Consider the following 25,375-nt stretch of genomic DNA (forward strand, 5'->3'; position numbering starts at 1 on the left):
CGCTTCCGCTTACGCCGGAACAGCCTCGCGGCTGCGCACGTCGGCCGAACTGGTCAGCTTCAGGGCCGGGTCGACGACGCCGGCGTTGCGTAGCGACTTCACGTCGGTGTAGTAGCTCATCGACGTGAGCCACGGCTGACCTTCGCCCTGCCGCGGGAACTGGTGCACCGCGCGCTGGACGTAGCCGGCTCCGAAGTCGAGCAACGGTCGGGTGTCCATGTTCGGGTCGTCGAGCACGGGGCGCGCGGTGTCGAAACCGTTGGCGTCCATGTACGCCAGCAGCCGGCACAGGTGTTCGCAGAGCAGGCCCACCTTGAGCGTCCACGAGGAGTTGGTGTAGCCGATCGCGTACGCGAAGTTGGGCACGTCGGACAACATCATGCCCTTGTAGGCCACGTGGTCGGGCAGGTTGACCGGCGTCCCGTCGACCGTCAGTGAAATGCCGCCGAACGCTTGAAGGTTCAAACCCGTTGCGGTGACGATGATGTCGGCGTCGAGTTCCCGGCCGGATTCCAGCAGGATGCCGTTCTCGGTGAACGTCGCGATCCGGTCGGTCACCACCGACGCGCTCCCGTTCTTGATCGCCTTGAACAAGTCGGAGTCGGGCACCGCGCACAGCCGTTGATCCCACGGGTTGTAGCTCGGGCTGAAGTGCTCATCGACCGGGTAGTTCTCCGGAAGCTGCTTGGCGTTCAGATACCGGATCACCTTCCGGGCCACGGACGGATACCTCTGGCAGAACTCGAAGACCGCACGCTGCTGCAGGATGTTCTTGCGGCGAGCCAGGGCGTAACCGCGCTTGCCGCCGAACAATTTCTGCGCCGTGTTGGCGATGACGTCCTTCGACGGCACCGGCATGATGTAGGTCGGTGAGCGCTGCAGCATGGTGACGTGCCCGGCGCGTTCGGCCATCGCCGGCAACAGCGTCACAGCCGTGGCGCCGCTGCCGATGATGACCACCTTCTTGCCGGTGTAGTCCAGGTCCTCGGGCCACTGCTGAGGGTGCACGATCTGCCCGGTGAAACGCTCGCGGCCCTCGAAGTGCGGCGTATAGCCCTCGTCGTAGCGGTAGTAGCCGCCGGCACAGAACAACCAGTTGGCGCTGATCTGTGTCCGGGCGCCGGTGTCGGTCTGCTCGACGTCGACGACCCAGCGTGCGTCGGCGCTCGACCAGGCCGCACCGTGCACCTTGTGGTGGAACCGGATCTTGCGGTCGATGCCATTCTCGGCTGCCGTCTCGCGCAGGTAGGCCAGGATCTTGTCGGCGGTTGCGATGGCGTCCTCGTCGCGCCACGGCTTGAACTCGTAGCCGAAGGTGTGCAGGTCGGAGTCCGAACGAATTCCCGGGTAGCGGAACAGGTCCCAGGTACCGCCAGTGGCTGCGCGTGCCTCCAGGATTGCGTAACTGCGCCCCGGGTGTTCGCGCTGCAGGTAGTACGCGGCGCCGATGCCGGAGATGCCGGCTCCGATGATGAGGACGTCGACGTGCTCGATGGCGGTGTCTACGGCTTTGTGAGACATGAGCGTGGCTCCTGACGCGGGTGAACTGATGTGTTCATCGTGGCGATCCCGGATGCCCAATCCAAGATAAGATCTGCCCAATTCACCTGATCCGGTGGTGCACATTGCACCACTAAATTACTGTGGCTAAATGTCTTGGAAACGTCCGTCGGAGCCGGTCAGGGAGCTGATTCGGCAATGCGCGCAGATCACCGTCAATCCGCGCGCGGAGTGGCTGGAAGAACTCGACGCCGAGGTGCTCGCGGCCAGCCCCGCCATTGCCGCCGACCCGGAACTCGCCGCCGCCGTCAGCCTCAGCAATCGGGCGAACCTGTACTTTTGGGGGGCGGCCAACGTCCGCGATCCGGGAGCGCCGGTGCCGCCCAACACCGGGCCCGAACCGATGAGCATCGCGCGCGAAGTGGCACGTCGCGGGCTCACCGCTTTCACCCTCGACGCCTATCGGGTGGGCGAGGCCGTGGCCTGGCGCCGGTTGATGGAGATCGCCTTCGAGCTGACCTCGGACCCCGCTGAACTGCATGAGCTACTGGACGTGTGCTCCCGGTCGATCAGCGCGTTCATCGACGGCACGCTGGCGGGGATCGCCACCCAGATCGACCAGGAACTCGACGACCTGACCCGCGGGACCCACGCCGAACGGCGCGAAACCGTGGCGCTGATCCTCGACGGCGCCCCCATCACCCGCAAAAGGGCCGAAGCACGCCTGGGTTACGCCCTAACCGGTCCCCATACCGCGGCAATCATCTGGAGCGACGACCCGGCCGGTGACATGGGCCGGCTGGATGCGGCCGCCGAGGCACTCGGACAAGCCGCCCGGGTGCGGCCGCTGACCATCCTCGCCAGCACCGCGACGCGTTGGGTGTGGGTGCCGGGCAAGTCTATAAACACTGTGGCCCTTGGCAGTTCGATCGAGTCCATGCCCGACATACGGGTCGCGATCGGGCCGTGCGCCGAGGGTATCGACGGGTTTCGGCGCAGTCATTTCGACGCCATCACCACTCAACAGATGATGGCGCGTCTGCAATCGCCGCAGCGCGTCGCGTTTTTCGCCGACGTGGAACTGGTGGCGCTGATCACCGGCGACACCGACCGCGCCACCGAATTCGTCCATCACGCGCTGGGTGAGCTGGAAGGAGCGGGCAGCGAACTACAGGAATATGTGCGGGTTTTCGTCGACGAACAGTGCAACGCCTCCCGCGCGGCGGCGCGGTTGTTCACCCACCGCAACACCTTGCTGCGCCGCCTGGCCCGCGCCGATGAGCTGCTGCCCCGGCCGCTGGCCGAGCGCAGTGTCAACGTGGCCGTCGCGTTGGAAGTGCTGCGCTGGCGCGGCAAGTAGCGGGTTCGCCTCGGCGCGAACTTTAATGAATTTCGCGAATCCCCTGCGGGCGCAGGCTTGAGCCGTTAGTGTTCATTTCAAGGTCGGGGGACCTAAGCTCTGGGGTCGGGGGACCCTAAAATTCAAGAACATTCAGCGGGGTGGACCGCCATCTGCTGCAATGACGATCACTCCTTCAGGCCCGTAATCGGGCCGCGCAGTGGGATGATGGCAACGTGGCTGACGGCGAAACACCTTCTGACAGCTCCGGCGCGCCCGGGCAATCGGACCCTGCCGGGCAACGGCCCGCCCCAGCGGCGGCACCCGCTCCGCCCGGGGTAGCGGTCGCGGCCGGGACCGAAAAGACCACGTGGAAAACGCTGTTCGCCGCGCTGCCGGGACACCTCGCCAGCGGGCTGACTCACCTCAGCCGGTGGCTGTCGCACCTGGGTGGGTGGTTGGCCGGGCTGGGCAGGCGCCTCGCGCGGCTCAGTGAGATCAAACCGACTCCGCTGCAGAAGCTGGCCCTCCTCTCCGGATTCGCCGCACTGAGCATCTTCGGAGCCCTTGCGTTCCCGGCCAATCCCATCGGTCAAGCGTGCGTCATCGCTTTCGTCCCGGGACTCTGCATCGCTATCGGCATCTTCGGAACGCGTTGGTACGCCGGGCAAAAGATCGATCAGCACCTGTGGAAAACCATGCAGAACGCGGTTCACACCACCCAACAGTTGCGCCGATCGCTCCAGTATGTGGATGACCGGCTTTCGGCAGCGCGGACCCACCTCGACAGCGGCAGTGATGACGGCGTGCTGATCGAGGTGGTGCGAGCCAAAACCGCCACGGAAATATCGGTGGGCGTCACCGAGTCCGCGTCACAACAGTGGGGGCGCACACTGCCGGCCGGGGCGGTCGACCTGAGCCGGCCGATCAGCGGCAGCGTTGCCCGCGTGGAAGATCAGCACACCCTGATCATCAATCGCGGGTCAGCGCACGGCGCAGAGCCCGATATGGTCTTCGCGGTGCTGGCGAACGCGGGCGAGCCGATCGTCGATCCCGAAACGGGCGAGGTGATCGGAGAGCTGCCGACCGAGAAGCTGCGCGTCAAAGTGGTTGAGGTGCAACCAAAGTACTCGCGTGCCGTGACGTTTCGGACGTTCGCTCCCGAACAGGTTCAGTATCCGGCCCTGACTAGCTCGGCCCGGGCCGGCTCAGACGTCGGCGCTCTTGATTTCATCGACGAATCGATCAGCAGGATGCTGGAAGCCGAGCTGGCGGAGCCCGCACGCGAGAAGATCGCCAACGCGAGGTCCGCAGTGCACAGTGGCGTGCCCGCCCGCCCACAAGCCAACATCGACATCGGCGATCGCGTTCAACAAGTCGGTTAGGCGGTCAGGACCGGGTAGACCTCATGGCTGCCGCGGAACCCTTTGAGCTCGACTTCCCGTGGGGTGCCGAGCGCGATGTCGGATGCTGCCGAGATCGCCTGCTGAACGGTATCGCTCACCAGGATCTCGCCACCGCCGGCCTGGCCCGCCACCCGGGCCGCCATAGCCACGCTGCGGCCGAACAGGTCGTCGCCCCGCCGTACCGATTCACCCATATGCAGGCCGATGCGCACCCGGATGTGGTCCCAGCGCTCCGGGTCGGATTGAAGCGCGCGCTGAATCGCGATGCTGCAGCGGACAGCCTTGGCCGGATCCGGGAAGGCAATCATGAAGCCATCGCCCTGCGTCTTCACCACGTGACCGCCGCAGTCCTCGACGTGCTTGTAGATCAGCTTGTTGTGCCGTTCGAGAAGCTTCACCCAGCCGCGGTCGCCCAGTTCCTCGTTGAGCTCGGTCGATCCTTCGATGTCGGAGAAGGCGATCACGACGATGCCGTCGGCGGTCATTCTGGCTAGATCGGGACGCTCGACCCGGGCCCAGCCAGCAAGGTCTTCGACCGAATTCCGAACGGTTGCACCGATTCCTTTGTTGATGAGCGAATCGGTGGTCCGCCACACGGTCCTGATCGCGAGCGGGGCGACGCCCGGCCGTCGCCGACGGCCCGGCCTGTTCTGCCGGATCCGCTCCAAAGCACCCCGAGCGCCACTGAGCTGCTTCCGCGACACCACGAGCACCACGAATAGCGCGATGAGCCCGGCGAATTCACCGACAGCGACGAGTGCCCACAGGACGGTGGCGCTCACTCCGGTGCGGACTCCCCCGCCCGGCGCAGCATCGCTTCGGCGTGCCGCAGTACCGGGGAATCGACCATCTGTCCCTCGAACGCGAACACGCCGCGCTCAGTCCTGGCCGCGCTCAACACCCGGCGCGCCCAGTCCAGGGTTTCGTCGCTGGGCCGGTACGCCTTGCGGACCACGTCAACCTGACTGGGGTGGATGCAGACGGTGACGTCGAAACCGACCGCCACGGCGTCGACTGCCTCCGTCTGCAACCCCTCGATGTCACGGATGTCGAGGTGCACGGCATCGAGCGCGAGACGACCAAAAGCACTGGCCGCCAACAGGATCGTCGAACGCACGTGCCGCGCCACATCGCGGTAGGTGCCGTCCGCGCGCCGGCTGGAGCTGCCGCCGAGGGTGGCAATCAGGTCCTCGGCCCCCCACATCATCCCGACGGTGCGCTCGGCGGCGGCGATCTCGGCAGCGAACAACGCCCCTCGCGCCGTCTCGACCAGAGCGATGACATCCCGCGGCGCGAGAGCCGCCACCTGAGCGGCCGACTCGGTCTTGGGCAGCATCACCGTGGTGTACGCGGTGTCGGCTAGTGCCTCGAGGTCGCGGGCCTGGTCGTCGGTGCCGGCCGCGTTGATCCGCACCACCGTGCGCGCGGGGTCCAACGGGTTGTCCCGCAGCGCCCGGCGGGCGGCGTCCTTCTCCGGCGCCGCAACTCCGTCTTCCAGGTCGAGGATGACCACGTCGGCGGCCGCCGCGGCCTTGGTGAAACGCTCAGGACGATCCGCCGGGCAGAACAACCATCCCGGACCCGCGTCCCGCAGGCTCATGACGCGTCCTTCGCGGGGCGCTTCTGCACCAGCGTGGTGCGCACCGCTTTTGCCACCACGTCACCGTGCTGATTGCGTCCGGTGTGCTCCAGGGTGACGATGCCTTCGCCGGGGCGGCTTTTCGACTCCCGCTTGTTGGTGCACACGGTCTCGGCATAGAGGGTGTCGCCGTGGAACATCGGCTTGGGGAAGGACACTTCGGAGAAGCCGAGGTTGGCGACGATGGTGCCCAGCGTCAGCTGCGCAACCGACAGCCCGACCAGCGTGGACAGCGTGAACATCGAATTCACCAGCCGCTCGCCGCGAAAGCCCGGCTGCTCGGCGGCCCACGCCGCGTCCAGATGCAGTGACTGGGTGTTCATGGTGAGCGTGGTGAACAGCACGTTGTCGGCCTCGGTGACGGTGCGGCCCGGCCGGTGCAGGTAGGCGGTGCCGACCTCGAACTCCTCGAACCACAGGCCGCGCTGGACCACTCGCCTTCCCGCTTCCCCCGCCGACTCGCCGACTGTGGAATCTGCGACGCGACTCGCCGATGCAGCGTCGCCGGATTCACTCTCGGCGGGTGTCTCCGCCGTCACGACAGCCCCAGCGACCGGGCGATCAGCATCAACTGCACTTCGGTAGTGCCCTCGCCGATTTCGAGGATCTTGCTGTCCCGGTAGTGCCGGGCGACTGGGTACTCGTTCATGAATCCGTAGCCGCCGTGAATCTGGGTGGCGTCGCGGGCGTTGTCCATCGCCGCCTCCGAGGAGATCATCTTGGCGATCGCCGCCTCCTTCTTGAAGGGCTTGCCGGCCAACATCTTTGCCGCGGCGTCGTAGTACGCCGTGCGGGCCACGTGGGCGCGGGCTTCCATCCGCGCGATCTTGAAGCTGATCGCCTGGTAGGAGCTGATCGGCTGGCCGAACGACTGCCGCTCGTTGGCGTACTCGACGCTCTCGTCGACACAGCCCTGCGCCACTCCGGTGGCCAGCGCGGCGATCGCGATCCGGCCCTCGTCGAGGATCGACAGGAAGTTGGCGTAACCCTTGCCGCGGGTGCCCAGCAGGTTCTCTTCGGGGACACGCGCGTCGTCGAAGGTCAGCGGATGGGTGTCCGATGCGTTCCAGCCGACCTTGTTGTAGGTCGGCTCGACGATGAATCCCGGTGTGCCGTTGGGCACGATGATGGTCGAGATCTCCTTCTTGCCGTCCGCGATGGTTCCGGTGACGGCGGTGACGGTGACCAGTGAGGTGATGTCGGTGCCGGAGTTGGTGATGAATTGCTTGCTTCCGTTGACGATCCATTCGCCGCCGTCGAGGCGGGCGGTGGTGCGGGTGCTGCCGGCGTCCGACCCCGCGCCCGGTTCGGTGAGTCCGAATCCGGCCAGCGCCCGCCCGGCCAGCAGATCCGGCAGCCACTGCTGCTTCTGGTCCTCGGTGCCGAACCGGTAGATCGGCATCGCGCCCAGGCCGACGCCGGCTTCCAGGGTGATGGCCACCGACTGGTCGACCTTGCCGAGTTCCTCCAGTGCCAACGACAGAGCAAAGTAGTCGCCGCCCATGCCGCCGTACTCTTCCGGGAAGGGCAGGCCGAACAGTCCCATCTCCCCCATCTTGGCGACGACCTCGTAGGGAAAGCTGTGCTCCTCATCGTGTTTGGCCGAGACGGGCGCCACCACGGTGCGTGCGAAGTCCGCCACGGTATCGCGCAGGTCCTCGTACTCCTTGGGAATCGTCCCTGCCGGAATCGTTGTGGTCATGTCAATCCTTGCTCTCTGCTTCTTCTTTGGTGGCCGGGACCAACCGGGCCAACACCTGGTCGACTGTCACCTGGTCGCCGACGGACACCAATACCTCCACCCGGCCGGAGACGGGTGCCGCCAACGAGTGCTCCATCTTCATCGCCTCGACGACTACCACCACGTCGCCCTCCGAAACCTCGGCACCCGAATCGGCCTGCACCGCAATGACGCTGCCCGGCATGGGGCTGACGACCTCGGCCGGGCGCTCGCCGGCGGCACGGTGAATCTTGTGCTCCTCTGCCTCGCGGATGTGCCAGGTGCCCCGCTCGTCGGCGATCCACAGATGCCGATCCGCCTCGGCCCACCGGTATTCCCGGCGCACACCGCCGAGCGTCACGCTGAGTCGGCCCGGCTCGAGTTGCGCACTCGCCGAGACGGTTTCACCGTCCCCGACCTGAACCTCGGCGGCATCCGGCAGCCCCGACACCGAGACCGTCTCGGTGCGTTGCGGGGTGCGCATCGCGGTGCGCACCGGTGCGGCGGCCGCACCGACCCGCCATCCACTCGGAGCGGCCCACAGGTTGCCGCGACTGCGCCGTTCCAGAGCCCACTGCACATAAAGGCCCCCCGCGGCGAACACATCGTCCGGTGCGGCCAGCGGCTCGAAATCACCCAGCCGCTCGTCCAGCAGGGCCGTGTCGAGGTCGCCGGCCTGTACCCGCTTGTCGGCCAGCAGAAAGCGCAGGAACTCGATGTTGGTCTGGACACCCAGAACTGCGGTCCGCGACAGCGCCTGATCGAGCCGGGCCAGCGCTTGCGCCCGGTCCGTCCCGTGTGCGATCACTTTGCTCAGCATCGGGTCGTAGTCGCTGCCGACCACCGTGCCGGTCAACAGCGAAGAGTCCACGCGCACACCGAGTCCGGACGGCTCGATGACCTGCAACACCCGGCCTCCGGTGGGCAGGAATCCGCGCGCCGGATCCTCGGCGTAGACGCGGGCTTCGATCGCATGCCCGCTCAGTTCGATGTCGTCCTGCGCGAACGCCAGCTTCTCGCCGGCGGCCACCCGCAGCTGCCACTCCACCAGGTCGAGCCCGGTAACCTCTTCGGTCACAGGGTGTTCCACCTGCAGCCGGGTGTTCATCTCCATGAAGAAGAACTCGTCGGGACGTGCGGCGGAGACGATGAACTCCACGGTGCCGGCGCCGACGTAGTCGACGCTGCGGGCGGTGTCGCATGCCGCGGCGCCGATCCGCGCCCGGGTCGCGGGGTCCAGCAGCGGCGACGGCGCCTCTTCGATGACCTTCTGGTGGCGCCGTTGCAGGCTGCACTCGCGCTCCCCGAGGTGCACCACGTTGCCGTGCGTGTCGGCGAGCACCTGAACCTCGATGTGCCTGGGGCGCAACACGAACCGTTCCAGGAACAGGGTGTCGTCACCGAATGCGGAGGCGGCTTCGCGTCGTGCGCTGACTAGGGCCTCCCGCAACCGGGCGGGGTCCTCGACCATCCGCATGCCCTTGCCGCCACCGCCCGCTGACGGTTTGACCAGCACCGGGTAGCCCACGTCGTCGGCCGCGGCGATCAGTTCGTCGTCGGTCAGGCCGGGCCGCGCGATGCCGGGCACCACCGGCACGTCGAAGGCCGCAACCGCGTTCTTGGCGGCGATCTTGTCGCCCATCACCTCGATCGCACGTGCCGGCGGCCCCAGGAACACCACTCCGGCCCGGTCGCAGGCCGCAGCGAAATCGGCGTTCTCCGAGAGGAATCCGTACCCTGGGTGGACCGCCTGCGCTCCGGTGCGCACCGCGGCGTCGATCACCTTGCCGATGTCCAGATAGCTTTCCCGGGCCGGCGCCGGTCCCAGTCGTACCGCGGTGTCGGCCTCGAGAACATGACGGGCGTCGGCGTCGGCGTCGCTGTAGACGGCAACCGAGCGGATACCCAGCCGGCGCAGCGTGCGGATCACCCGTACCGCGATCTCGCCGCGGTTGGCCACTAAGACAGTGTCAAACATGTCACATCCGGAAGACGCCGTAGGAGACCGATTCCAGCGGAGCCTGGGCGCACACCGAAAGTGCGAGTCCCACAACAGTTCTGGTATCGGCGGGGTCGATGATGCCGTCGTCCCACAGACGGGCGGTCGAATAGTAGGGGTTGCCCTGGTCCTCGTACTGCGCGCGGATCGGCGCTTTGAACGACTCTTCCTCCTCCGGCGACCAAGGCTTGCCGGAGGCCGAAAGCTGTTCACCGCGCACCGTAGCCAGCACCGAGGCGGCCTGTTCGCCACCCATCACCGAGATGCGGGCATTCGGCCACATCCACAGAAACCGCGGCGAGTAAGCCCGTCCGCACATCGAATAGTTGCCCGCGCCATAGGACCCGCCGATCACCACGGTCAACTTCGGGACCCGCGCACAGGCCACCGCGGTCACCATCTTGGCGCCGTGTTTGGCGATGCCACCGGCCTCGTAGTCGCGGCCCACCATGAACCCGGCGATGTTCTGCAGGAACAGCAGCGGGATGCGCCGCTTGTCGCACAGTTCGATGAAATGCGCTCCCTTGACCGCTGATTCGCTGAACAAGACGCCGTTGTTGGCGATGATGCCGACCGGGTGGCCGTGGATGCGCGCGAAGGCAGTCACCAGAGTCTTGCCGTAGTTGGCCTTGAACTCGCTGAACTGGCCGCCGTCGACCAGGCGCACGATCACCTCGTGGACGTCGTAGGGCACCCGGGGATCCGGGGGCACCACGCTGTAGAGATCGGTCTGGTCGAACGCGGCGTCCACCGTCGGCGCGATGTCCCACGGCGCGGGTTCGCGCGGTCCGAAGGTTGCCGCGATCGAACGGACGATCCGCAGCGCGTCCTCGTCGTCCTCGGCCAGATGGTCCGTGACGCCCGACACCCGGGAATGCAGATCCCCGCCGCCGAGTTCCTCGGCTGTGACGATCTCGCCGGTGGCCGCCTTCACCAGTGGCGGGCCGCCGAGGAAGATCGTGCCCTGCTCGCGGACGATGACGGCTTCGTCGCTCATCGCCGGCACGTACGCGCCGCCCGCGGTGCACGAGCCGAGTACCGCCGCAACTTGCGGAATTCCCTTGGCGCTCATGGTCGCCTGGTTGTAGAAGATCCGGCCGAAGTGGTCGCGGTCGGGGAACACCTCGTCCTGGCGGGGCAGGAAAGCGCCGCCGGAGTCGACCAGGTAGATACAGGGCAGCAAGTTCTGCAGCGCGACTTCCTGCGCGCGCAGGTGCTTCTTGACCGTCATCGGGTAGTAGGTGCCGCCCTTGACGGTGGCGTCGTTGGCGACGATCACGCACTCGCGGCCCGACACCCGCCCGATCCCGGTGATGATTCCCGCGCCCGGAGATTCGTCGCCGTACATGCCGTTGGCGGCCAGTGCGGCTAACTCCAGAAAGGGGCTGCCCGGGTCCAGCAGGCGGTCCACCCGCTCGCGGGGCAGCAGTTTGCCCCGGCTGACGTGCCGCTCGCGGGCGCGCTCGTTACCGCCGAGGGCGGCCGCGGCCAGCTTCTCGTTGAGGTCGGCGACCAACCGGCGATGCTCGTCGGCGAAGGACGGCGCTATCGTCGTCACCGCGCCACCAGGTCCGAAAGAATAAGCGGTGGCTGGGTTTTGGCGAGCACCTCGTCGACCGAGACGTCCGGGGCGGTCTCGATGAGGTGCAGTCCGTCGTCGCGGACGTCGATCACGGCCAGTTCGGTGACGATCCGGTTGACGCAACCCACGCCGGTCAGCGGCAGCGTGCAGCGCTCCAGGATCTTGGGGCTGCCGTCCTTGGCGGCGTGCTCCATCATCACGATCACCTTGCGCGCGCCGTGCACCAGATCCATCGCGCCGCCCATGCCCTTGACCATCTTGCCGGGGATCATCCAGTTGGCGAGGTCGCCGGTGACCGAAACCTGCATCGCCCCAAGCACAGCCACGTCGAGGTGGCCGCCGCGGATGACGCCGAATGAGGTGGAGGAGCCGAAGAACGATGCTCCGGGCAAGACCGTCACCGTTTCCTTGCCGGCGTTGATCAGGTCGGCGTCGACGTCCTCGCGCCGCGGGTAGGGCCCGACGCCCAGGATCCCGTTCTCCGAATGCAGGACGACGTGGACGCCGTCGGGAATGTGGTTGGGGATCAGCGTCGGCATCCCGATGCCGAGGTTGACGTACTGGCCGTCGGTGAAATCGGCGGCGATCCGGGCCGCCATGTCATCTCTGGTCCAGGTCACCGCTTGCCCCTTTCCCCCGCGAGTGTGCGGCCAGCTTCACATTCGTCGCCGAGCGTGCGGCCAGCCTCACATTCGGCACCGTCCAGCCTGCTCACCGCACCGTCTCCTTCTCAATTCGCTTCTCCGGGTTGGGCACGTGCACCACGCGCTGTACGAACACGCCAGGCGTGTGCACGGTGGCGGGGTCGATCTCACCGGGTTCGACGAGGTGTTCGACTTCGGCGATGGTGATCCGGCCGGCCGGCGCGCACTCGGGGTTGAAGTTGCCGGCGGCGTAGCGATACACCAGGTTGCCGTGCCGGTCGCCCTTCCAGGCGTGCACCAGGGCGAAATCCGTGCGGATCCCTCGCTCGAGTACGTAGGTGACACCGTCGAACTCGCGGGTCTCCTTGGGCGGCGACACGATAGCGACCTCTCCCGAGGCGTCGTAGCGCCACGGCAGCCCGCCGTCGGCGATCTGGGTGCCCACGCCCGCGGGAGTGTAGAAACCGGGAATGCCCATCCCTCCGGCCCGCAGCCGCTCGGCCAGCGTGCCCTGCGGGGTCAGCTCCACCTCGAGTTCGCCGGACAGGAATTGCCGTGCGAATTCCTTGTTCTCGCCGACGTATGACGAGATGGTGCGACGGATTCGCTTGTGTTGCAACAACACTCCCAGGCCGATGCCGTCGACGCCGCAGTTGTTGGACACCGTCTCCAGATCGGTGACCCCGAGGTCGGCCAATGCCGAGATCAACGCTTCCGGGATGCCGCACAGCCCGAATCCCCCGACGGCCAGCGACGAGCCGTCGGTTATGTCCGCGACCGCCTCCGCGGCGGTAGCCACCACCTTGTCCATTTGTCGCAGAGCCTCCGATTTCAGTTAATAATCATTAACTGGATAGTGAGAATACCATTCCTGACCGGGTGCGTCCAGGGCGGGTGGGCCGCTCAGCAGCGGCTATTGACTGCCGCGGAGCCATTCGATCGCCGCCTGACGCATCTCGACTTTGCGGACCTTGCCGGTGACCGTCATCGGGAACCCGTCGACGGTCCGCAGATACCTCGGGATCTTGAACCGGGCGATCCGGCCGGCGCAGAACTCACGCAGCGCTTCGATGGTCAACTCGGCGGCCCCGTCACGCAGCTTGACCACGGCCATGACCTCCTCGCCGTAGCGTTCGTCCGGCACTCCGATCACGTGGGCATCGACGATGTCGGGGTGGGTGTAGAGGAACTCCTCGATCTCGCGCGGCGAGATGTTCTCGCCGCCCCGCATGACGATGTCCTTGATGCGCCCGGTGATCTGCACGTACCCGCAGGCGTCCATCGCGGCCAGGTCCCCGGTGTGCATCCAGCCGTCTGCGTCGATCACCTCGGCCGTCTTCACCGGGTCATTCCAGTAACCCGACATCACCGAATAGCCGCGGGTACAGAACTCGCCCGACACACCGCGCGACACTGTCTGGCCGGTATCGGGGTCCACCACTTTGATTTCCAGGTGCGGACCCACCCGACCGACGGTACCGACGCGCCGTTCCAGCGCGTCGTCGGTGCGGGTCTGAGTCGACACCGGACTCGTTTCGGTCATGCCGTAGCAGATCGAGACCCCGGGCATGTGCATGCGCTCGATCACCTGACGCATCACCTCGACGGGGCATGGTGCGCCCGCCATGATTCCGGTGCGCAGGCTGTCCAGTTCGTAGTCGGCGAAGTCCGCCAGGCCGAGTTCGGCGATGAACATCGTCGGCACCCCGTAGAGGCTGGTGCAGCGTTCGGCGTGCACCGCCCGCAAGGTCATGGCGGGATCGAAACTCGGCGCCGGGATCACCATGCACGCGCCGTGGCTGGTGGCCGCCAGGTTGCCCATCACCATGCCGAAGCAGTGGTAAAAGGGCACCGGAATGCAGATTCGGTCGTGTTCGGTGTAGTCGAGCAACTCCCCCACCAGGTAGCCGTTGTTGAGAATGCTGCGGTGGCTGAGCGTGACGCCCTTCGGGTAACCCGTTGTGCCGGAGGTATATTGGATGTTGACCGGATCGGTCGGCGTCAGAGTCGCTGTTACCTGAGCCAGTGCGGCCGGGTCGGTGTCCGTACCTGCCAACTCGTCCCAGCCGGCGGTGCCCATGATCACCACGGTGTGCAGATCGGCGCAGTCCGGCCTGACCTCAGCCAGCATCGACGCATAATCCGCGTCCTTGAATCCGGCAGCGGCGATCACCACAGAAACCCCGGATTGCTTTAGCGCGTATGCCAATTCGCGGGCCTGGTAGGCCGGGTTGACGGTCACCAGGATTGCCCCGATCTCGGCGGTGGCGTACTGGACGAGAACCCATTCCCACCGGTTGGGCGCCAAGATACCTACCCGATCCCCCACACCGACGCCGGCCCCTAACAGCCCGGTCGCCAACCGGCGCACGTCGGCGACGAAGTCGGCGTAGCTCCAGCGCCGTCCCGCGGCTATGTCGACCAGCGCGTCGCGCGACCCGAACGTTGTTGCGGCGTCAGCAAGATTCGCGCCGATGGTCGTCTCGAGCAATGCGGGTGCGCCCGGACCGCGTTCGTAGGAAAGCGGTTGACGTTCGGTTGCCACGGTTCCTCCGGCCGGCGATCGGGTGCTACGTTAGTGACGATTAACCGACATGTCCAGGAGGCAGTCATGCCTGCGTCCGCCCCGGACAACGACCCCGGGCAGCCCGAGCCGCCAAATCGCCGCAGCCAGTTGAAGTCCGACCGGCGCCAACAACTGTTGTCGGCCGCTGAGCGGTTGTTCGCCGAGCGTGGATTCCTCGCGGTGCGGCTGGAAGACATCGGTGCTGCCGCCGGTGTCAGCGGTCCGGCCATTTATCGGCACTTCCCCAACAAGGAGTCGCTGTTGGTCGAATTGCTGGTGGGCATCAGCGCCGGGCTGCTCGCCGGCGCGCGCGCCGTGCAGGATCGTGGTGCCGGCGCGGCCGCGACTCTGGACGGCCTGATCGATTTCCACCTCGATTTCGCGCTCGGCGAACCTGACCTCATCCGGATTCAGGACCGAGACCTCGCTCACCTACCCGCGGCCGCCGAGCGGCAGGTGCGCAAAGCGCAGCGGCAGTACGTGGAGATCTGGGTGGGAGTGCTGCGTCAACTCAACCCCGATCTCGCCGAAGCCGACGCCCGGCTGATGGCACACGCCGCATTCGGGCTGTTGAACTCGACGCCGCACAGCATGAAATCGGCCGACACCAAACCGGCGCGCGCGGTTCGGTCGCGCGCCGTCATGCGCGCGATGACTCTCGCGGCGCTGACCGCCGGAGGTCGTTAACCGCACGCCCAGGTTGGGCCGGTCGCAAATCCCGTACCGCCCGATGCCCGGTACCCTTCGAAGTGGATATGAACGATCCACGTCGCACCCAGCAATTCGGTCCCCCTCAACCGGGGTCTCATTCGGCGTGGCCGCAGCACCCCGGTGATTCGGAACCGGTCGACTACCCGGCATACGCCGATGAGATGCCGTACGCCAGCTACGGCGGCGGCGGTGGTTCGCCGTGGTCGCCCGGCGCGTACCAATCCAATGCCACCCAACAGTTGCCGCCACAGTATTGGCAGCAGGATGGGCCGCCGAAGGATGAACAGCCGCCCGAGGGCCCGCCGCGTTCACCGCGCTGGTTGTGGTTCGTGGCCGGGGCGGCGGTGTTGCTCGTCATCGGACTGGTCGTGGCGCTGGTCATCGCCAACGGGGCGCTCAAGCAGCAGACCGCTATCGAGCCCCTGCCGCCGGTGCCCAGCACCACCGTCGCGCCGCCGACCACCCGCACGACGTCGCCGCCCTCGACCACCCGCAGGCCGCCACGCACCACCACGACGGCTCCGCCAGGCACGACCACGCCCCCTGGCGTGCCCAACACCCCGGGTGCCATGCAGACCGTCGTCTACACCGTCTCGGGTGAGGGCCGCGCGATCAGCGTGATGTACATGGATGCCGGCGACATGATTCAGACCGAGTTCAACGTGGCCTTGCCCTGGACCAAACAAGTCAGTTTGTCGACCTCGGCAAAAGCCCCGGCGAGCGTCACGGTCGTCAACATCGGCCACGAGATCACCTGCTCGGTGACCGTGGCGGGCGTGCAGGTCAGACAGCGCACCGGGCAGGGCCTGACAATCTGCGACGCCCCGCGTTAAGCCGGGACCCGCACTTTCAGCATCGCCAGCAGTCCGACCAGCAGCACCAGGCAGATGCCGCCCAATCCGGCCCGGGCCACGCCGAAGATGTCGACGAAGACCGAGAACAACCACGGCCCCAGGAAGGCCACCGCGCGGCCAGTCATCGTGTACAGCCCGAAGGCCACACCCTCTTTGCCGTGTTGTGCCATGCGCAGCAGCAACGCTCGCGCCGATGACTGGGAAGGCCCGATGAACAAGCACAACAACAGCCCGCACACCCAGAAAGCCAGCGCGCCGGACAGGGCCAGCAAGCTGAGCCCCGAGGCGAGGATCGCCGTCAGCGACACCACGATGACCGGCTTGGAGCCCACCCGGTGGTCGATCAACCCGCCCAGCACCGCGCCCACCGCGGCCACCACGCTTCCGGCGACCCCGAAGATCAGCACGTCACCTTTCGACAGGGTGTAGACGTTGACGCCCAGCACGGCGCCGAACGCGAAAATCGCTGCCAGGCCGTCGCGGAAGATCGCGCTGGCCACCAGGAAATAGACGAGATTGCGGTTGCGCCGCCACTCGGCGGAGATGTCGATCCACAATTTGCGGTAGCCGCCGAGCAGGCTCGTCTTCGGAACGTCCGTGATCTGGTCGTCGGGCAGGCGATGCGCGACGAGCAGCAGCGGCAGTCCCAGGATCGCCAGCCATGCCGCGGCCAGCAGCATCGCCGCCCGCACATTGAACCCGTCGTGTGTGGACAGGTGCAGCAGGCCGCGTTCCTCGCCGTTGCCGCTCATGAAGCCCAGATAGACCAGGATCAACAGCATCACGCTGCCGAGGTAGCCCGCTGCCCAGCCGAAACCGGAGATGCGCCCGGCCGTCGCCGGCGTCGAGAACTCCCGCAGCATCGCGTTGTACGGAACGCTGGCCAGGTCGCCGCACGCCGCCGTCGCGGCCAGCAGGGCCAGCCCCGCAAACAGATAGCCGGGTTGGTCGCGAATTTGTGACATTCCGCACGTCGCCGCCACCGCGAGACCGGTCAACACGCCCAGCGCGACGTGCCGCCGATGGGGCGACGCCACCCAGACCCCGACGACTGGCGCCAGCAACGCGACGACGATGCCCGCGATGGCTCCGGTACGCCCCAACCAGCTCTCGGGACTGGCACCGCCGGGCGTACCCTCGCCGACGCTGCTGGTCAGGTAGACGGAGAAGACGAAGGTCGCGGCGATGGCGTTGAGGCCGGTCGAGCCGCAATCCCACAAAGCCCAGGCCGCAATGCGGGTGCGTTTCGCGGCGGGCCACCGCTGCGCAGGCCGCGGCTGAAGATCGGCGGACCCGTGCTCGACATCGCGCTGAGAATCCGTCGTCTCAGCGATTGGGCGATCCGTCCCGCCCGGCTCCGGGTCACTCATGCACGAAAGCGTATTGGTTCTGGCAGCGACCCGCTTCGCCCGGCTACGCCGCGCTTGCGATCGGTGCGTTGGTTCTGGCAGCGACCCGTCCCCCGCAAGCGGGAGGTGCCCCCAGCGCCCGACCCCGCCCCCGCCCACTGTCTACGATCGTCGTCATGCCGGTTCCCGCTCCCAGCCCCGACGCACGCGCTGTTGTCACCGGGGCTTCACAAAACATCGGTGAGGCGCTGGCCACCGAGCTGGCCGCCCGCGGCCACAGCCTGATCATCACCGCGCGACGCGAGGACCTGCTCAGCAAGCTCGCCGCCCGGCTCGCCGACAAGTACCGCGTCACGGTCGAGGTGCGACCGGCCGACCTCGCCGACCCCGCCGAGCGCGCCCGGCTCTGCGACGAGTTGGCTACCCGGCCGATCTCGATTCTGTGCGCCAATGCCGGCACCGCGACCTTCGGTCCGGTCGCCGATCTCGACCCGGCCGGCGAGAAGGCCCAGGTACAGTTGAATGCTGTTGCGGTGCACGATCTTTCGCTTGCGGTGTTACCGGGCATGATTCAGCGGGGCGCCGGCGGCATCCTGATTTCGGGTTCGGCGGCGGGCAATTCGCCGATTCCGTACAACGCCACCTATGCCGCCACCAAGGCCTTCGCGAACACCTTCAGCGAATCGCTGCGCGGCGAGGTCCGCAAGCACGGCGTGCACGTCACGCTGCTCGCGCCGGGTCCGGTGCGCACGGACCTGCCCGAAGGCGACGAACGGTCGCTGGTGGAGAAGCTGGTGCCCGACTTCCTGTGGATCTCGACCGAGCACACCGCGCAGGTGTCACTGGATGCGTTGGACCGCAACAAGATGCGCATCGTCCCCGGGCTGACGTCGAAGGCGATGTCGGTGGCGAGCGGGTACGCGCCGCGGGCCATCGTGGCGCCGATCGTGGGCGCTTTCTACAAGAAGCTGGGCGGCGGGTAGCCGCTACCGGCGCCGGCGCCCGGTGCCGAAGATGCTGCGCACCGCTTCGCGAATCGCCGTGTTGATACCGCTTTTCACCGTGGGGTTCTTCAGCACTTCCTCCCACATGGCCGGGCCCTTCGGCTCGGCCGGCGCGGGCATGGGTGGCAGTTCGTAGTCCGTCGGCACGGGCGGAAAATCCGGAACCGACGGGGCTTGTCCGCCCGTCGTGATCAACGGCGGCTCCGGCTGCTCGACCGTCTGCCCATACTTGGCTTGCAACGGACTTGCCTTGGCCGCCTTGGTCACCTCATCGGTGCCGATGGCCCCCATCAGCGACCGGGGCACCCGCATGCGCGTCCAGGCGACCGGCGTCGGCGCGCCCTTCTCGGACAGCACGGTGACCACCGCCTCGCCGATGCCGAGCGACGTCAACGCCGACTCCAGGTCGTAGACATCGGTTTTCGGGTAGGTGCGGACGGTCTTGCTCAGCGCCTTCTGATCGTCGGGGGTGAAGGCCCGCAGCGCGTGCTGGACGCGGGCGCCCAGTTGGGACAGCACGTCGTTGGGGAGGTCGGTGGGTAACTGGGTGCAGAAGAACACCCCGACGCCCTTGGACCGGATCAGCTTGACGGTCTGCTCGACCTGCTCGAGAAACGCCTTGGACGCGTCGGCGAACAACAGGTGTGCCTCGTCGAAGAAGAACACCAGTTTGGGTTTGTCGATATCGCCGACTTCGGGCAGCTGCGCGAAAAGGTCTGCCAGCAACCACATCAGGAACGTCGAGAAGATCACCGGCCGTAACGACTGACCACTGAACTCGAGCAGGCTGATCGTGCCGCGACCCTGGGAGTCCTCCCGCAGCAGGTCATTCGGGTCGAGCTTCGGCTCACCGAAGAAGGTGTCACCGCCCTCGCCCGCGAGGTTCACCAACGCCCGCAGGATGACGCCCGCCGTGGTGGCCGACACACCGCCCAGGGACTTGAGGTCGGCCTTGCCCTCGTCGCCGGCCAGGTGGCTGATGACCGTCCGCAGATTGCTCAGGGTGACCAGCGGGCGATTGTTCTCCTTGGCCCAATGGAAGATCAACCCCAGGGTCGACTCCTGGGTCGCGTTGAGGCCCAGCACTTTCGACAGCAGCACCGGGCCAAAGCTGTCCACCGTCGCGCGCACCGGCACGCCGATGCCGTCGGTGCCCAGCGACAGGAACTCGACCGGAAACCCGGCCGGCTGCCAGTCGTCCCCGGTGTCCCTGGCGCGCGCGGCGGTCTTGTCGTTGGCCTCGCCGGGACGGGACAAACCCGACAGGTCGCCCTTCACGTCAGCCATGAACACCGGCACCCCGGCGGCACTGAGCTGTTCGGCGATCAGCTGCAGCGTCTTGGTCTTGCCGGTTCCGGTGGCCCCGGCGACCAGGCCGTGCCGGTTGATGGTGGCCAGCGGAATACGAATCTGCGCGGTCGGGTCGGATTGACCGTCGACGACGACGGTGCCGAGTTCCAACGCCTGGCCTTGCACCGCGTAGCCCGCCGCAATCCGCTGCGCGGGTCCCCCGGCGTCTGATTCACTGCTCACGGCGGCTCTCTTCCCGACTAGTAGCCCTTGGGCAAAGCAACACACTACTTCCCCGTCCCTGGCAGGGGCAGGGCTTACCTGAGCTGCGCGTGGGCTTAGTGTGAGCGCTGTGCGTGACGAACTGGTGTGGATCGACTGCGAGATGACCGGGCTCGATCTGGGGTCGGACAAGTTGATCGAAATCGCCGCCCTGGTCACCGACGCCGACCTGAACGTGCTGGGCGACGGAATCGACGTGGTGATCCATGCCGACGACGCCGCGCTGTCCTCGATGATCGACGTCGTGCGCGATATGCACGCGCGGTCCGGGCTGACCAACGAGGTCAGAGCCTCCGTCGTCGACCTGGCCACCGCCGAGGCGATGGTTCTCGATTACATTCACCAGCACGTCAAACAGCCCAAGACGGCGCCGCTGGCCGGTAATTCGATCGCCACCGACCGGTCCTTCATCGCCCGCGACATGCCGGCCCTGGACTCGTTTCTGCACTACCGGATGATCGACGTCAGCTCGATCAAGGAACTCTGCCGGCGCTGGTACCCGCGCATCTACTTCGGGCAGCCGCCCAAGGGGCTGGCGCACCGCGCGCTCGCCGACATCCACGAGTCCATCCGGGAGCTGCAGTACTACCGGCGAACCGCGTTCGTACCCCAGCCCGGACCCGCTACCAGCGAAATCGCCGCCGTCGTGGCCGATCTTCAGGGTGAAATGGACACTCCGGAGGAAATCGATTCGGCCGAGGAGCGCTCGAGCGGTTAGTATCGACGTCGCCGCGCGTTAGGTTCGTCAGGGCCTACCGGCGGCCATGGTGGGTGTAGTTCAGTTGGTAGAGCGTCAGGTTGTGATCCTGAATGTCGCGGGTTCGAGTCCCGTCACTCACCCGGCAGGTCAGAGGGGTTACTTAGCCCCTCTGACCCTTTCCTTTAAGCGGTGCCGTGAGGTTAGCGTGCCGTTGGGGCGCGAAAGGCAACCAGCGGTTTGTTGAACAACGGGTTTACCGCTGGCGACATGTGATGCGTCTTCAAGTTCGACGGCGACGGCTACTACTTCAACTACGGCTGCGGTGATCTACAACGCGTCACCCCCGGCGCGGCCCGGGGGACCTGGACAACGGTGACGCGTACACGTGCGATCAGTGAAAGCCGAGTTTGATGCCAATTTCATTGACCTGCGAGAAGTCCGGAGCCGAGGAGTGGTGATCTCGTAAACCGCTCGATTCAACAGCGCGACAGCGGCAATCTTGTCAACCCCTAGGTTCATGCTTTCGTACATGAGCACGCACAAAGGAGCAGGTCTGCCGCCCCAACCCAATATCAGGCAGACCTCCGAATTCTTCGGAGTAGACGACAAGACCGTTCGCCGCTGGATTGCTCAGGGTCGTCGCATACCGCGTAGGCCCGCGGCTGATCCGCGTAGACCGCGAGTCCATCCTCAAGCTGGCCAGTCCGATTGAGGCGCACGCATGAACGACATGTACAGCGACGACACACGCCTGCAACTGGCGTATGACGTCCTGCAGTAGTCGACCACTTAAGCCCACCCTGTCGTCTCGGGCGAGGATGGGTTGCGCAATGCACCTGCCCAGTCCTACGGAAGGGTGGTCAGACATGTCAGCTGTGTTAGCGGTGCCGGAGCTGATGGAGGCGGCGGCATCGGACTTGGCGAAGATCGGTGACACCCTCAACGCGGCCCACCTGACGGCGGCGGCCCCGACCGTCGCGGTGCTGCCCGCTGCCGCCGATGAGGTTTCGACCGGTATCGCGCACCTGTTCTCCGATTATGGCCAGGAGTATCAGAAGCTGGCCGGGGAAGCGGCTGGGTCTTATGAGCAGTTTGCCCAGCACTTAACTGCCAGTGCGGGCGCGTATGCCAGTGCTGAGGACGCCATTGCCGCGTTTTTGCAGGACTTCTCGAATTGGGTCAATTTTTTGTCTGCGAGCGCAACGCCTCTACTTCCACTGCTATACCTTTTTGAAAACCTAACCATAATCGCTAGTTTTATTGCCGTTGGACTCGCTATTGCTGCCGTCGGGTTGCCAATCTCTCTCGCCGCGCTGGCACTCGGCATACCCGTTTTGGCGGCATTCGTCGGGCTCATAGTCGGGGGGTTCATTTTGTATCCGCTTCTTTTGGAGCCACTGGCGGCTCTTTAGACGGGTGTCGCAGGGTTCGGCGACCGCGCGACCCGCCCTTCCCCATGTGGATCAGTAGCGACAGCCTGAACACCGCGTGGACGGCAAAGGCGCTCCGCTAGGCTACTCGCAATGGACCACCCCCGTGCGACCAAACCCACTGTATTGCATAGTGTTTGGTTGTTGTGTTGGTTGCTTGGGGCGTATGACCGTGCGAGTAGTGAAAGTGAGTGCGTGGCAAGCGCTTTTGGTTTGCGCGCTGTCGCGCTTAACCACGCAGTGGTTCGCCTGATGCCCTGGGGGGCTCCACACCCTTTTTCGTGAAGTGTGCCAGCGGCCGTTACAGCATCTTCGCTAAGAGTGGGGCGGCCGAAACGGAATGAGCCGACGAACTCCCGGGTGCAACGCTCTCCTAGTCAAATTCGGACGCCTCCGGAATAAGGATCGTCACGCGTGCCCGCATCATCCCGTCGTCGCTCTTCGCCCAAATCCTCGCCTCACCTGTCGCCAGCCTTGGCCCACTTGCGGCCCGTCCCCCCGACACCCCCGCCACCGTGGCAGCCGCAGTCGGCGACAACCCCGATCGCAGCGCCTTCCAAAACTCCTCATGAACTGACGCCGCCAACTCGGCGTCCAGCTTCACCCCAGAACCACGAAAAGCCACGAGGCAACACCACTCTCCAACGAATCAGATGTTGCAGCGATCACTTGAGCCCAAGGCCCGATTCTCCGCCCTCAGCGCAAAGTCAACGAGGACGCTCAGGCAAAGCCGGCGAGGGTGATCCGCAGCGCTTCCTCCATCTGGACGTGGAAGGCTTCGGCCGGGACGATGTCGGCCGTCAGCCAGCGGTTGATGACGAATTTGACGGTGGCCAAACTCGTATAGACCAGCAGCGAAGGCCGCATATCGGCCGACGGGTCGACGCCCATCCGGGCCGCCACCAGCTCGACGAACTTTCGTTGATCGGATTCGCGCACCAGCGTCGACTTGTTCAGCAGGTGCGGGGCGGTGACGATGGCGCGCTGCCAGGTGTCGAGGTGGTTGGATTCGCTGGCATCCCTGGCGTGGGTGACGAACAACTGGATCAGCACCTCGACGGCCGACTCGTTGGCCGGCCTGGTGCTGAAGCTATCGAGCATTTCGCTGATCGCCTCGCGCACGGGATCGACCAGCAGACCTTCCTTGGTCGGCGCGTGGCGGAAGTAGGTGCTGATCGAGATTCCGGCGGCGGCCGCGATGTCCTCGGTGGTCACGGCGTCGAACCCGCGCTCGGCGAACAACTCGTGGGCGGTGTGCTGGATCTGCGAGAGCAGCTCGGCGCGTCGCCTGTCCCGGAGGGTGTTTGCTGAGGACATGCCATCACCTTTGTGAGCCTGACATTCAGCCACGACCGTGCAGTCCCACACATGGAAGCGCCGCTCGCAGATGAGTGACTCTACACTATTGATAGTGCCTATCAACTAAGCTAGCGTGATACCGCAAACCGGATTGAGCTGCAGAGTTGTGGGACCACGGGCACCTGCAAGGCAGGGACTGCTCGATGGCAGCCAACCCATTCCCGCTCGGCGCTCAGGGAGCAACTGGTGGGGAGTGCGCCGATGACGACGGTTCCAGGTACGCGATGATTCGCGCCCTGGGTTTGCTACAACACCTGCTGGTGGTGCTGGGATGACCACCGAATCCGAACCCGTACTGCGTGATGACGGCGTCGCCGCCATCCACGAGTGGGGAGTCGGCTACGTCGACCGTCACCCACTGGCCTCGCTGCGGACCGTCGGCCAACAGTTCGTGCTCGGCATCCGCACCATCCAATACTTCTTCATCGACCTGTTCACCGGGCGATTCCAATGGCAGGAATTCGTTCGCCAGGGCGCGTTCATGGCCGGCACCGCCGTCTTGCCGACCATCCTGGTATCCCTGCCGATCAGCGTCACCCTGTCGATCCAGTTCGCGTTGCTGGCCGGCCAGGTGGGCGCCACCTCATTGGCCGGGGCGGCCAGTGGGCTGGCGGTGATCCGGCAGGGCGCCTCCCTGGTGGCCGCCGTCCTGATGGCGGCGGCGGTCGGCTCCGCCATCACCGCCGACCTCGGTTCCCGGACGATGCGCGAAGAGACCGACGCGATGGAAGTGATGGGGGTGTCGGTGATCCGGCGCCTGGTGGTGCCGCGTTTCGCCGCCGCGATCATGATCGGTGTGGCGCTGACGGGCGTCGTGTGCTTCGTCGGGTTCTTCGCCAGCTACATGTTCAACGTGTACTTCCAGAACGGCGCCCCCGGCAGCTTCGTGTCCACCTTCGCCTCGTTCGCCACCACCGGCGACATGATTCTGGCGTTGCTGAAGGCGATCATCTTCGGCGCCATCGTCGCCATCGTGTCGGCGCAGAAAGGGTTGTCCACCAAGGGCGGGCCGACGGGCGTGGCGAATTCGGTGAATGCCGCTGTGGTGGAGTCGATTCTGCTGTTGATGATCGTCAACGTCGCGATCAGCCAGCTCTACATCATGCTGTCGCCACGGACGGGGCTGTGACGTGACCGCCTCCCCCTACCTACCACTGGCGCCCCTCACCGGGCGCCTGATCCGGTTGTACCGCAGGGGAACCAAGCCGATCAGCCGGCTGGGCCACATGCTGGTGTTCTTCGTGCGCGCCCTGGCGGCCATCCCACTTACCCTGCGCCAGTACAACGGCGAGTTCCTGCGGCTGCTGTCCAACATCACCTGGGGCAACGGCTCGATCGTGGTCGGTGGTGGAACCGCCGGTGTGGCCGTGGTTCTCGGCATGACGGTCGGGGCGCTGGTGGGTATCGAGGGCTACAACTTCCTCGACCTGCTCGGGCTGGGTCCGGCGACGGGCTTCGTGTCGTCGTTGGTGAACACCCGCGAGCTTGCTCCCCTGATGGCCGCCATGGCCTTCGCGATGCAGGGCGGTTGCCGCTTCACCGCGCAACTGGGCTCGATGCGCATCGCCGAGGAGATCGACGCGATGGAATCGATTGCCATCCGGCCGATTCCGTACCTGGTGACCACCCGGCTGATCGCCTCGGTGATGGCGATGATCCCGCTCTACGCGGCGTGCCTGGCCATCGGCTACCTCAGCACCCAGGTGGTGGTGCAGATCAGCAGCGGCGGTTCCGCCGGGTCCTACCTGCATTACTTCTCGCTGATGCTGGCCGGCAAGGACATCCTCTATTCGTTGTTCAAGGCCGTCATCTTCGTCTGGATCGCCTCCACGATTCAGTGCTACTACGGCTTCTACGCCAGCGGCGGTCCCGAGGGTGTGGGTGTCGCCGCGGGACACGGCATGCGGGCCAGCATCACCGTGATGATCATGGTCAACATGCTGCTCACCATGGCGCTCTGGGGAGTCGACGCCGGCGCGAGGTTCGGTGGCTGACGTTGGC

General features: G+C 66.1%; 23 protein-coding genes and 1 tRNA gene. 11 read left to right on the top strand and 13 right to left on the bottom strand.

Annotated elements, in window-relative coordinates; all coding sequences use genetic code 11:
- Window positions 1–9: 9 nt before the first annotated feature.
- Window positions 10–1,521, bottom strand: a complete 1,512-nt coding sequence (locus tag C0J29_RS21310; RefSeq protein ID WP_065044154.1) for a flavin-containing monooxygenase — start codon at window positions 1,519–1,521, stop codon at window positions 10–12.
- A gap of 130 nt (window positions 1,522–1,651) precedes the next feature.
- Between C0J29_RS21310 and C0J29_RS21315 the strand changes: the two genes are divergently transcribed.
- Window positions 1,652–2,860, top strand: coding sequence for an Rv1453 family transcriptional regulator (locus C0J29_RS21315; RefSeq protein WP_120793479.1), 1,209 nt, complete (start codon window positions 1,652–1,654; stop codon window positions 2,858–2,860).
- Between the two features lie 437 nt (window positions 2,861–3,297).
- The gene (locus tag C0J29_RS21320; protein WP_162951525.1) at window positions 3,298–4,224 is read left to right on the top strand and encodes an MreC domain-containing protein; all 927 of its coding nucleotides are present in this window, start codon (window positions 3,298–3,300) and stop codon (window positions 4,222–4,224) included.
- On the opposite strand, the gene C0J29_RS21325 is transcribed toward C0J29_RS21320, so the two are convergent.
- The 9 genes from C0J29_RS21325 to C0J29_RS21365 all read right to left on the bottom strand — a co-directional run bounded on the left by C0J29_RS21325 (window position 4,221) and on the right by C0J29_RS21365 (window position 14,374).
- Complete coding sequence (locus C0J29_RS21325) at window positions 4,221–5,027, bottom strand: adenylate/guanylate cyclase domain-containing protein (protein WP_120793481.1); 807 nt, start codon at window positions 5,025–5,027, stop codon at window positions 4,221–4,223. The genes C0J29_RS21320 and C0J29_RS21325 overlap by 4 nt on opposite strands.
- Window positions 5,024–5,845: an HpcH/HpaI aldolase/citrate lyase family protein gene (locus C0J29_RS21330; protein ID WP_120793482.1), complete on the bottom strand. Its 822-nt coding sequence runs from the start codon at window positions 5,843–5,845 to the stop codon at window positions 5,024–5,026. The genes C0J29_RS21325 and C0J29_RS21330 overlap by 4 nt, the downstream gene beginning before the upstream one ends.
- Window positions 5,842–6,423 (bottom strand): MaoC family dehydratase, encoded by a 582-nt coding sequence (locus C0J29_RS21335; protein ID WP_120793483.1) that lies wholly within the window; start codon window positions 6,421–6,423, stop codon window positions 5,842–5,844. Before C0J29_RS21335 ends, C0J29_RS21330 begins: the two co-directional genes overlap by 4 nt.
- Window positions 6,420–7,586: an acyl-CoA dehydrogenase family protein gene (locus tag C0J29_RS21340; protein WP_120793484.1), complete on the bottom strand. Its 1,167-nt coding sequence runs from the start codon at window positions 7,584–7,586 to the stop codon at window positions 6,420–6,422. Before C0J29_RS21340 ends, C0J29_RS21335 begins: the two co-directional genes overlap by 4 nt.
- Window position 7,587: 1 nt before the next feature.
- On the bottom strand, window positions 7,588–9,582 hold the full coding sequence (locus C0J29_RS21345) for an acetyl-CoA carboxylase biotin carboxylase subunit (protein WP_120793485.1): 1,995 nt from the start codon (window positions 9,580–9,582) through the stop codon (window positions 7,588–7,590).
- 1 nt (window position 9,583) lies between these two features.
- Window positions 9,584–11,161, bottom strand: coding sequence for a carboxyl transferase domain-containing protein (locus tag C0J29_RS21350; RefSeq protein WP_120793486.1), 1,578 nt, complete (start codon window positions 11,159–11,161; stop codon window positions 9,584–9,586).
- Window positions 11,158–11,805, bottom strand: coding sequence for a CoA transferase subunit B (locus tag C0J29_RS21355; RefSeq protein ID WP_065164520.1), 648 nt, complete (start codon window positions 11,803–11,805; stop codon window positions 11,158–11,160). The genes C0J29_RS21350 and C0J29_RS21355 overlap by 4 nt, the downstream gene beginning before the upstream one ends.
- A gap of 91 nt (window positions 11,806–11,896) precedes the next feature.
- Window positions 11,897–12,640, bottom strand: a complete 744-nt coding sequence (locus C0J29_RS21360; RefSeq protein ID WP_065044145.1) for a CoA transferase subunit A — start codon at window positions 12,638–12,640, stop codon at window positions 11,897–11,899.
- Between the two features lie 102 nt (window positions 12,641–12,742).
- Complete coding sequence (locus C0J29_RS21365) at window positions 12,743–14,374, bottom strand: AMP-binding protein (protein ID WP_197748221.1); 1,632 nt, start codon at window positions 14,372–14,374, stop codon at window positions 12,743–12,745.
- Between the two features lie 66 nt (window positions 14,375–14,440).
- Between C0J29_RS21365 and C0J29_RS21370 the strand changes: the two genes are divergently transcribed.
- Together C0J29_RS21370 and C0J29_RS21375 are read left to right on the top strand one after the other, a co-directional pair.
- On the top strand, window positions 14,441–15,082 hold the full coding sequence (locus tag C0J29_RS21370; RefSeq protein WP_120793488.1) for an SACE_7040 family transcriptional regulator: 642 nt from the start codon (window positions 14,441–14,443) through the stop codon (window positions 15,080–15,082).
- A gap of 68 nt (window positions 15,083–15,150) precedes the next feature.
- Entirely contained in the window at window positions 15,151–15,939 is a 789-nt protein-coding gene (locus tag C0J29_RS21375) for an MmpS family transport accessory protein (protein ID WP_065044142.1), read from the top strand.
- Here the strand turns inward: C0J29_RS21375 and C0J29_RS21380 are convergent.
- The gene (locus tag C0J29_RS21380; RefSeq protein ID WP_120793489.1) at window positions 15,936–17,330 is read right to left on the bottom strand and encodes an MFS transporter; all 1,395 of its coding nucleotides are present in this window, start codon (window positions 17,328–17,330) and stop codon (window positions 15,936–15,938) included. The genes C0J29_RS21375 and C0J29_RS21380 overlap by 4 nt on opposite strands.
- A gap of 155 nt (window positions 17,331–17,485) precedes the next feature.
- On the opposite strand from C0J29_RS21380, the gene cmrA reads away from it, so the two are divergent.
- Window positions 17,486–18,292, top strand: coding sequence for a mycolate reductase (gene cmrA / locus C0J29_RS21385; protein WP_120793490.1), 807 nt, complete (start codon window positions 17,486–17,488; stop codon window positions 18,290–18,292).
- Between the two features lie 3 nt (window positions 18,293–18,295).
- Here cmrA and C0J29_RS21390 read toward each other — a convergent pair whose 3' ends face one another.
- Entirely contained in the window at window positions 18,296–19,846 is a 1,551-nt protein-coding gene (locus C0J29_RS21390; RefSeq protein WP_120793491.1) for a helicase HerA-like domain-containing protein, read from the bottom strand.
- Window positions 19,847–19,955: 109 nt separating this feature from the next.
- On the opposite strand from C0J29_RS21390, the gene orn reads away from it, so the two are divergent.
- The 3 genes from orn to C0J29_RS21405 all read left to right on the top strand — a co-directional run bounded on the left by orn (window position 19,956) and on the right by C0J29_RS21405 (window position 21,997).
- Window positions 19,956–20,603 carry an oligoribonuclease gene (orn, locus tag C0J29_RS21395; RefSeq protein ID WP_065044139.1) on the top strand — a complete coding sequence of 216 codons (648 nt, stop codon included), beginning with the start codon at window positions 19,956–19,958 and terminating at the stop codon, window positions 20,601–20,603.
- Between the two features lie 49 nt (window positions 20,604–20,652).
- Window positions 20,653–20,725, top strand: a tRNA-His gene (locus C0J29_RS21400).
- 726 nt (window positions 20,726–21,451) lie between these two features.
- The gene (locus C0J29_RS21405; protein WP_120794882.1) at window positions 21,452–21,997 is read left to right on the top strand and encodes a PE family protein; all 546 of its coding nucleotides are present in this window, start codon (window positions 21,452–21,454) and stop codon (window positions 21,995–21,997) included.
- Window positions 21,998–22,735: 738 nt separating this feature from the next.
- Here C0J29_RS21405 and C0J29_RS21415 read toward each other — a convergent pair.
- Window positions 22,736–23,332, bottom strand: a complete 597-nt coding sequence (locus C0J29_RS21415) for a TetR/AcrR family transcriptional regulator (protein ID WP_120793493.1) — start codon at window positions 23,330–23,332, stop codon at window positions 22,736–22,738.
- Window positions 23,333–23,517: 185 nt separating this feature from the next.
- On the opposite strand from C0J29_RS21415, the gene C0J29_RS34500 reads away from it, so the two are divergent.
- Genes C0J29_RS34500 through C0J29_RS21425 form a run of 3 tightly spaced genes read left to right on the top strand, consistent with a single transcriptional unit; the run spans window position 23,518 to window position 25,368 of the window.
- Window positions 23,518–23,649 (top strand): hypothetical protein, encoded by a 132-nt coding sequence (locus tag C0J29_RS34500; RefSeq protein ID WP_277950726.1) that lies wholly within the window; start codon window positions 23,518–23,520, stop codon window positions 23,647–23,649.
- A complete protein-coding gene (locus tag C0J29_RS21420; RefSeq protein ID WP_065044137.1) occupies window positions 23,646–24,503 on the top strand; it encodes an MlaE family ABC transporter permease in 858 nt (285 codons plus the stop codon). Before C0J29_RS34500 ends, C0J29_RS21420 begins: the two co-directional genes overlap by 4 nt.
- 1 nt (window position 24,504) lies before the next feature.
- The gene (locus C0J29_RS21425) at window positions 24,505–25,368 is read left to right on the top strand and encodes an MlaE family ABC transporter permease (protein WP_065044136.1); all 864 of its coding nucleotides are present in this window, start codon (window positions 24,505–24,507) and stop codon (window positions 25,366–25,368) included.
- Window positions 25,369–25,375: the final 7 nt, after the last annotated feature.

This window comes from Mycobacterium paragordonae, assembly GCF_003614435.1.
Classification (GTDB): Bacteria; Actinomycetota; Actinomycetes; order Mycobacteriales; family Mycobacteriaceae; genus Mycobacterium; species Mycobacterium paragordonae.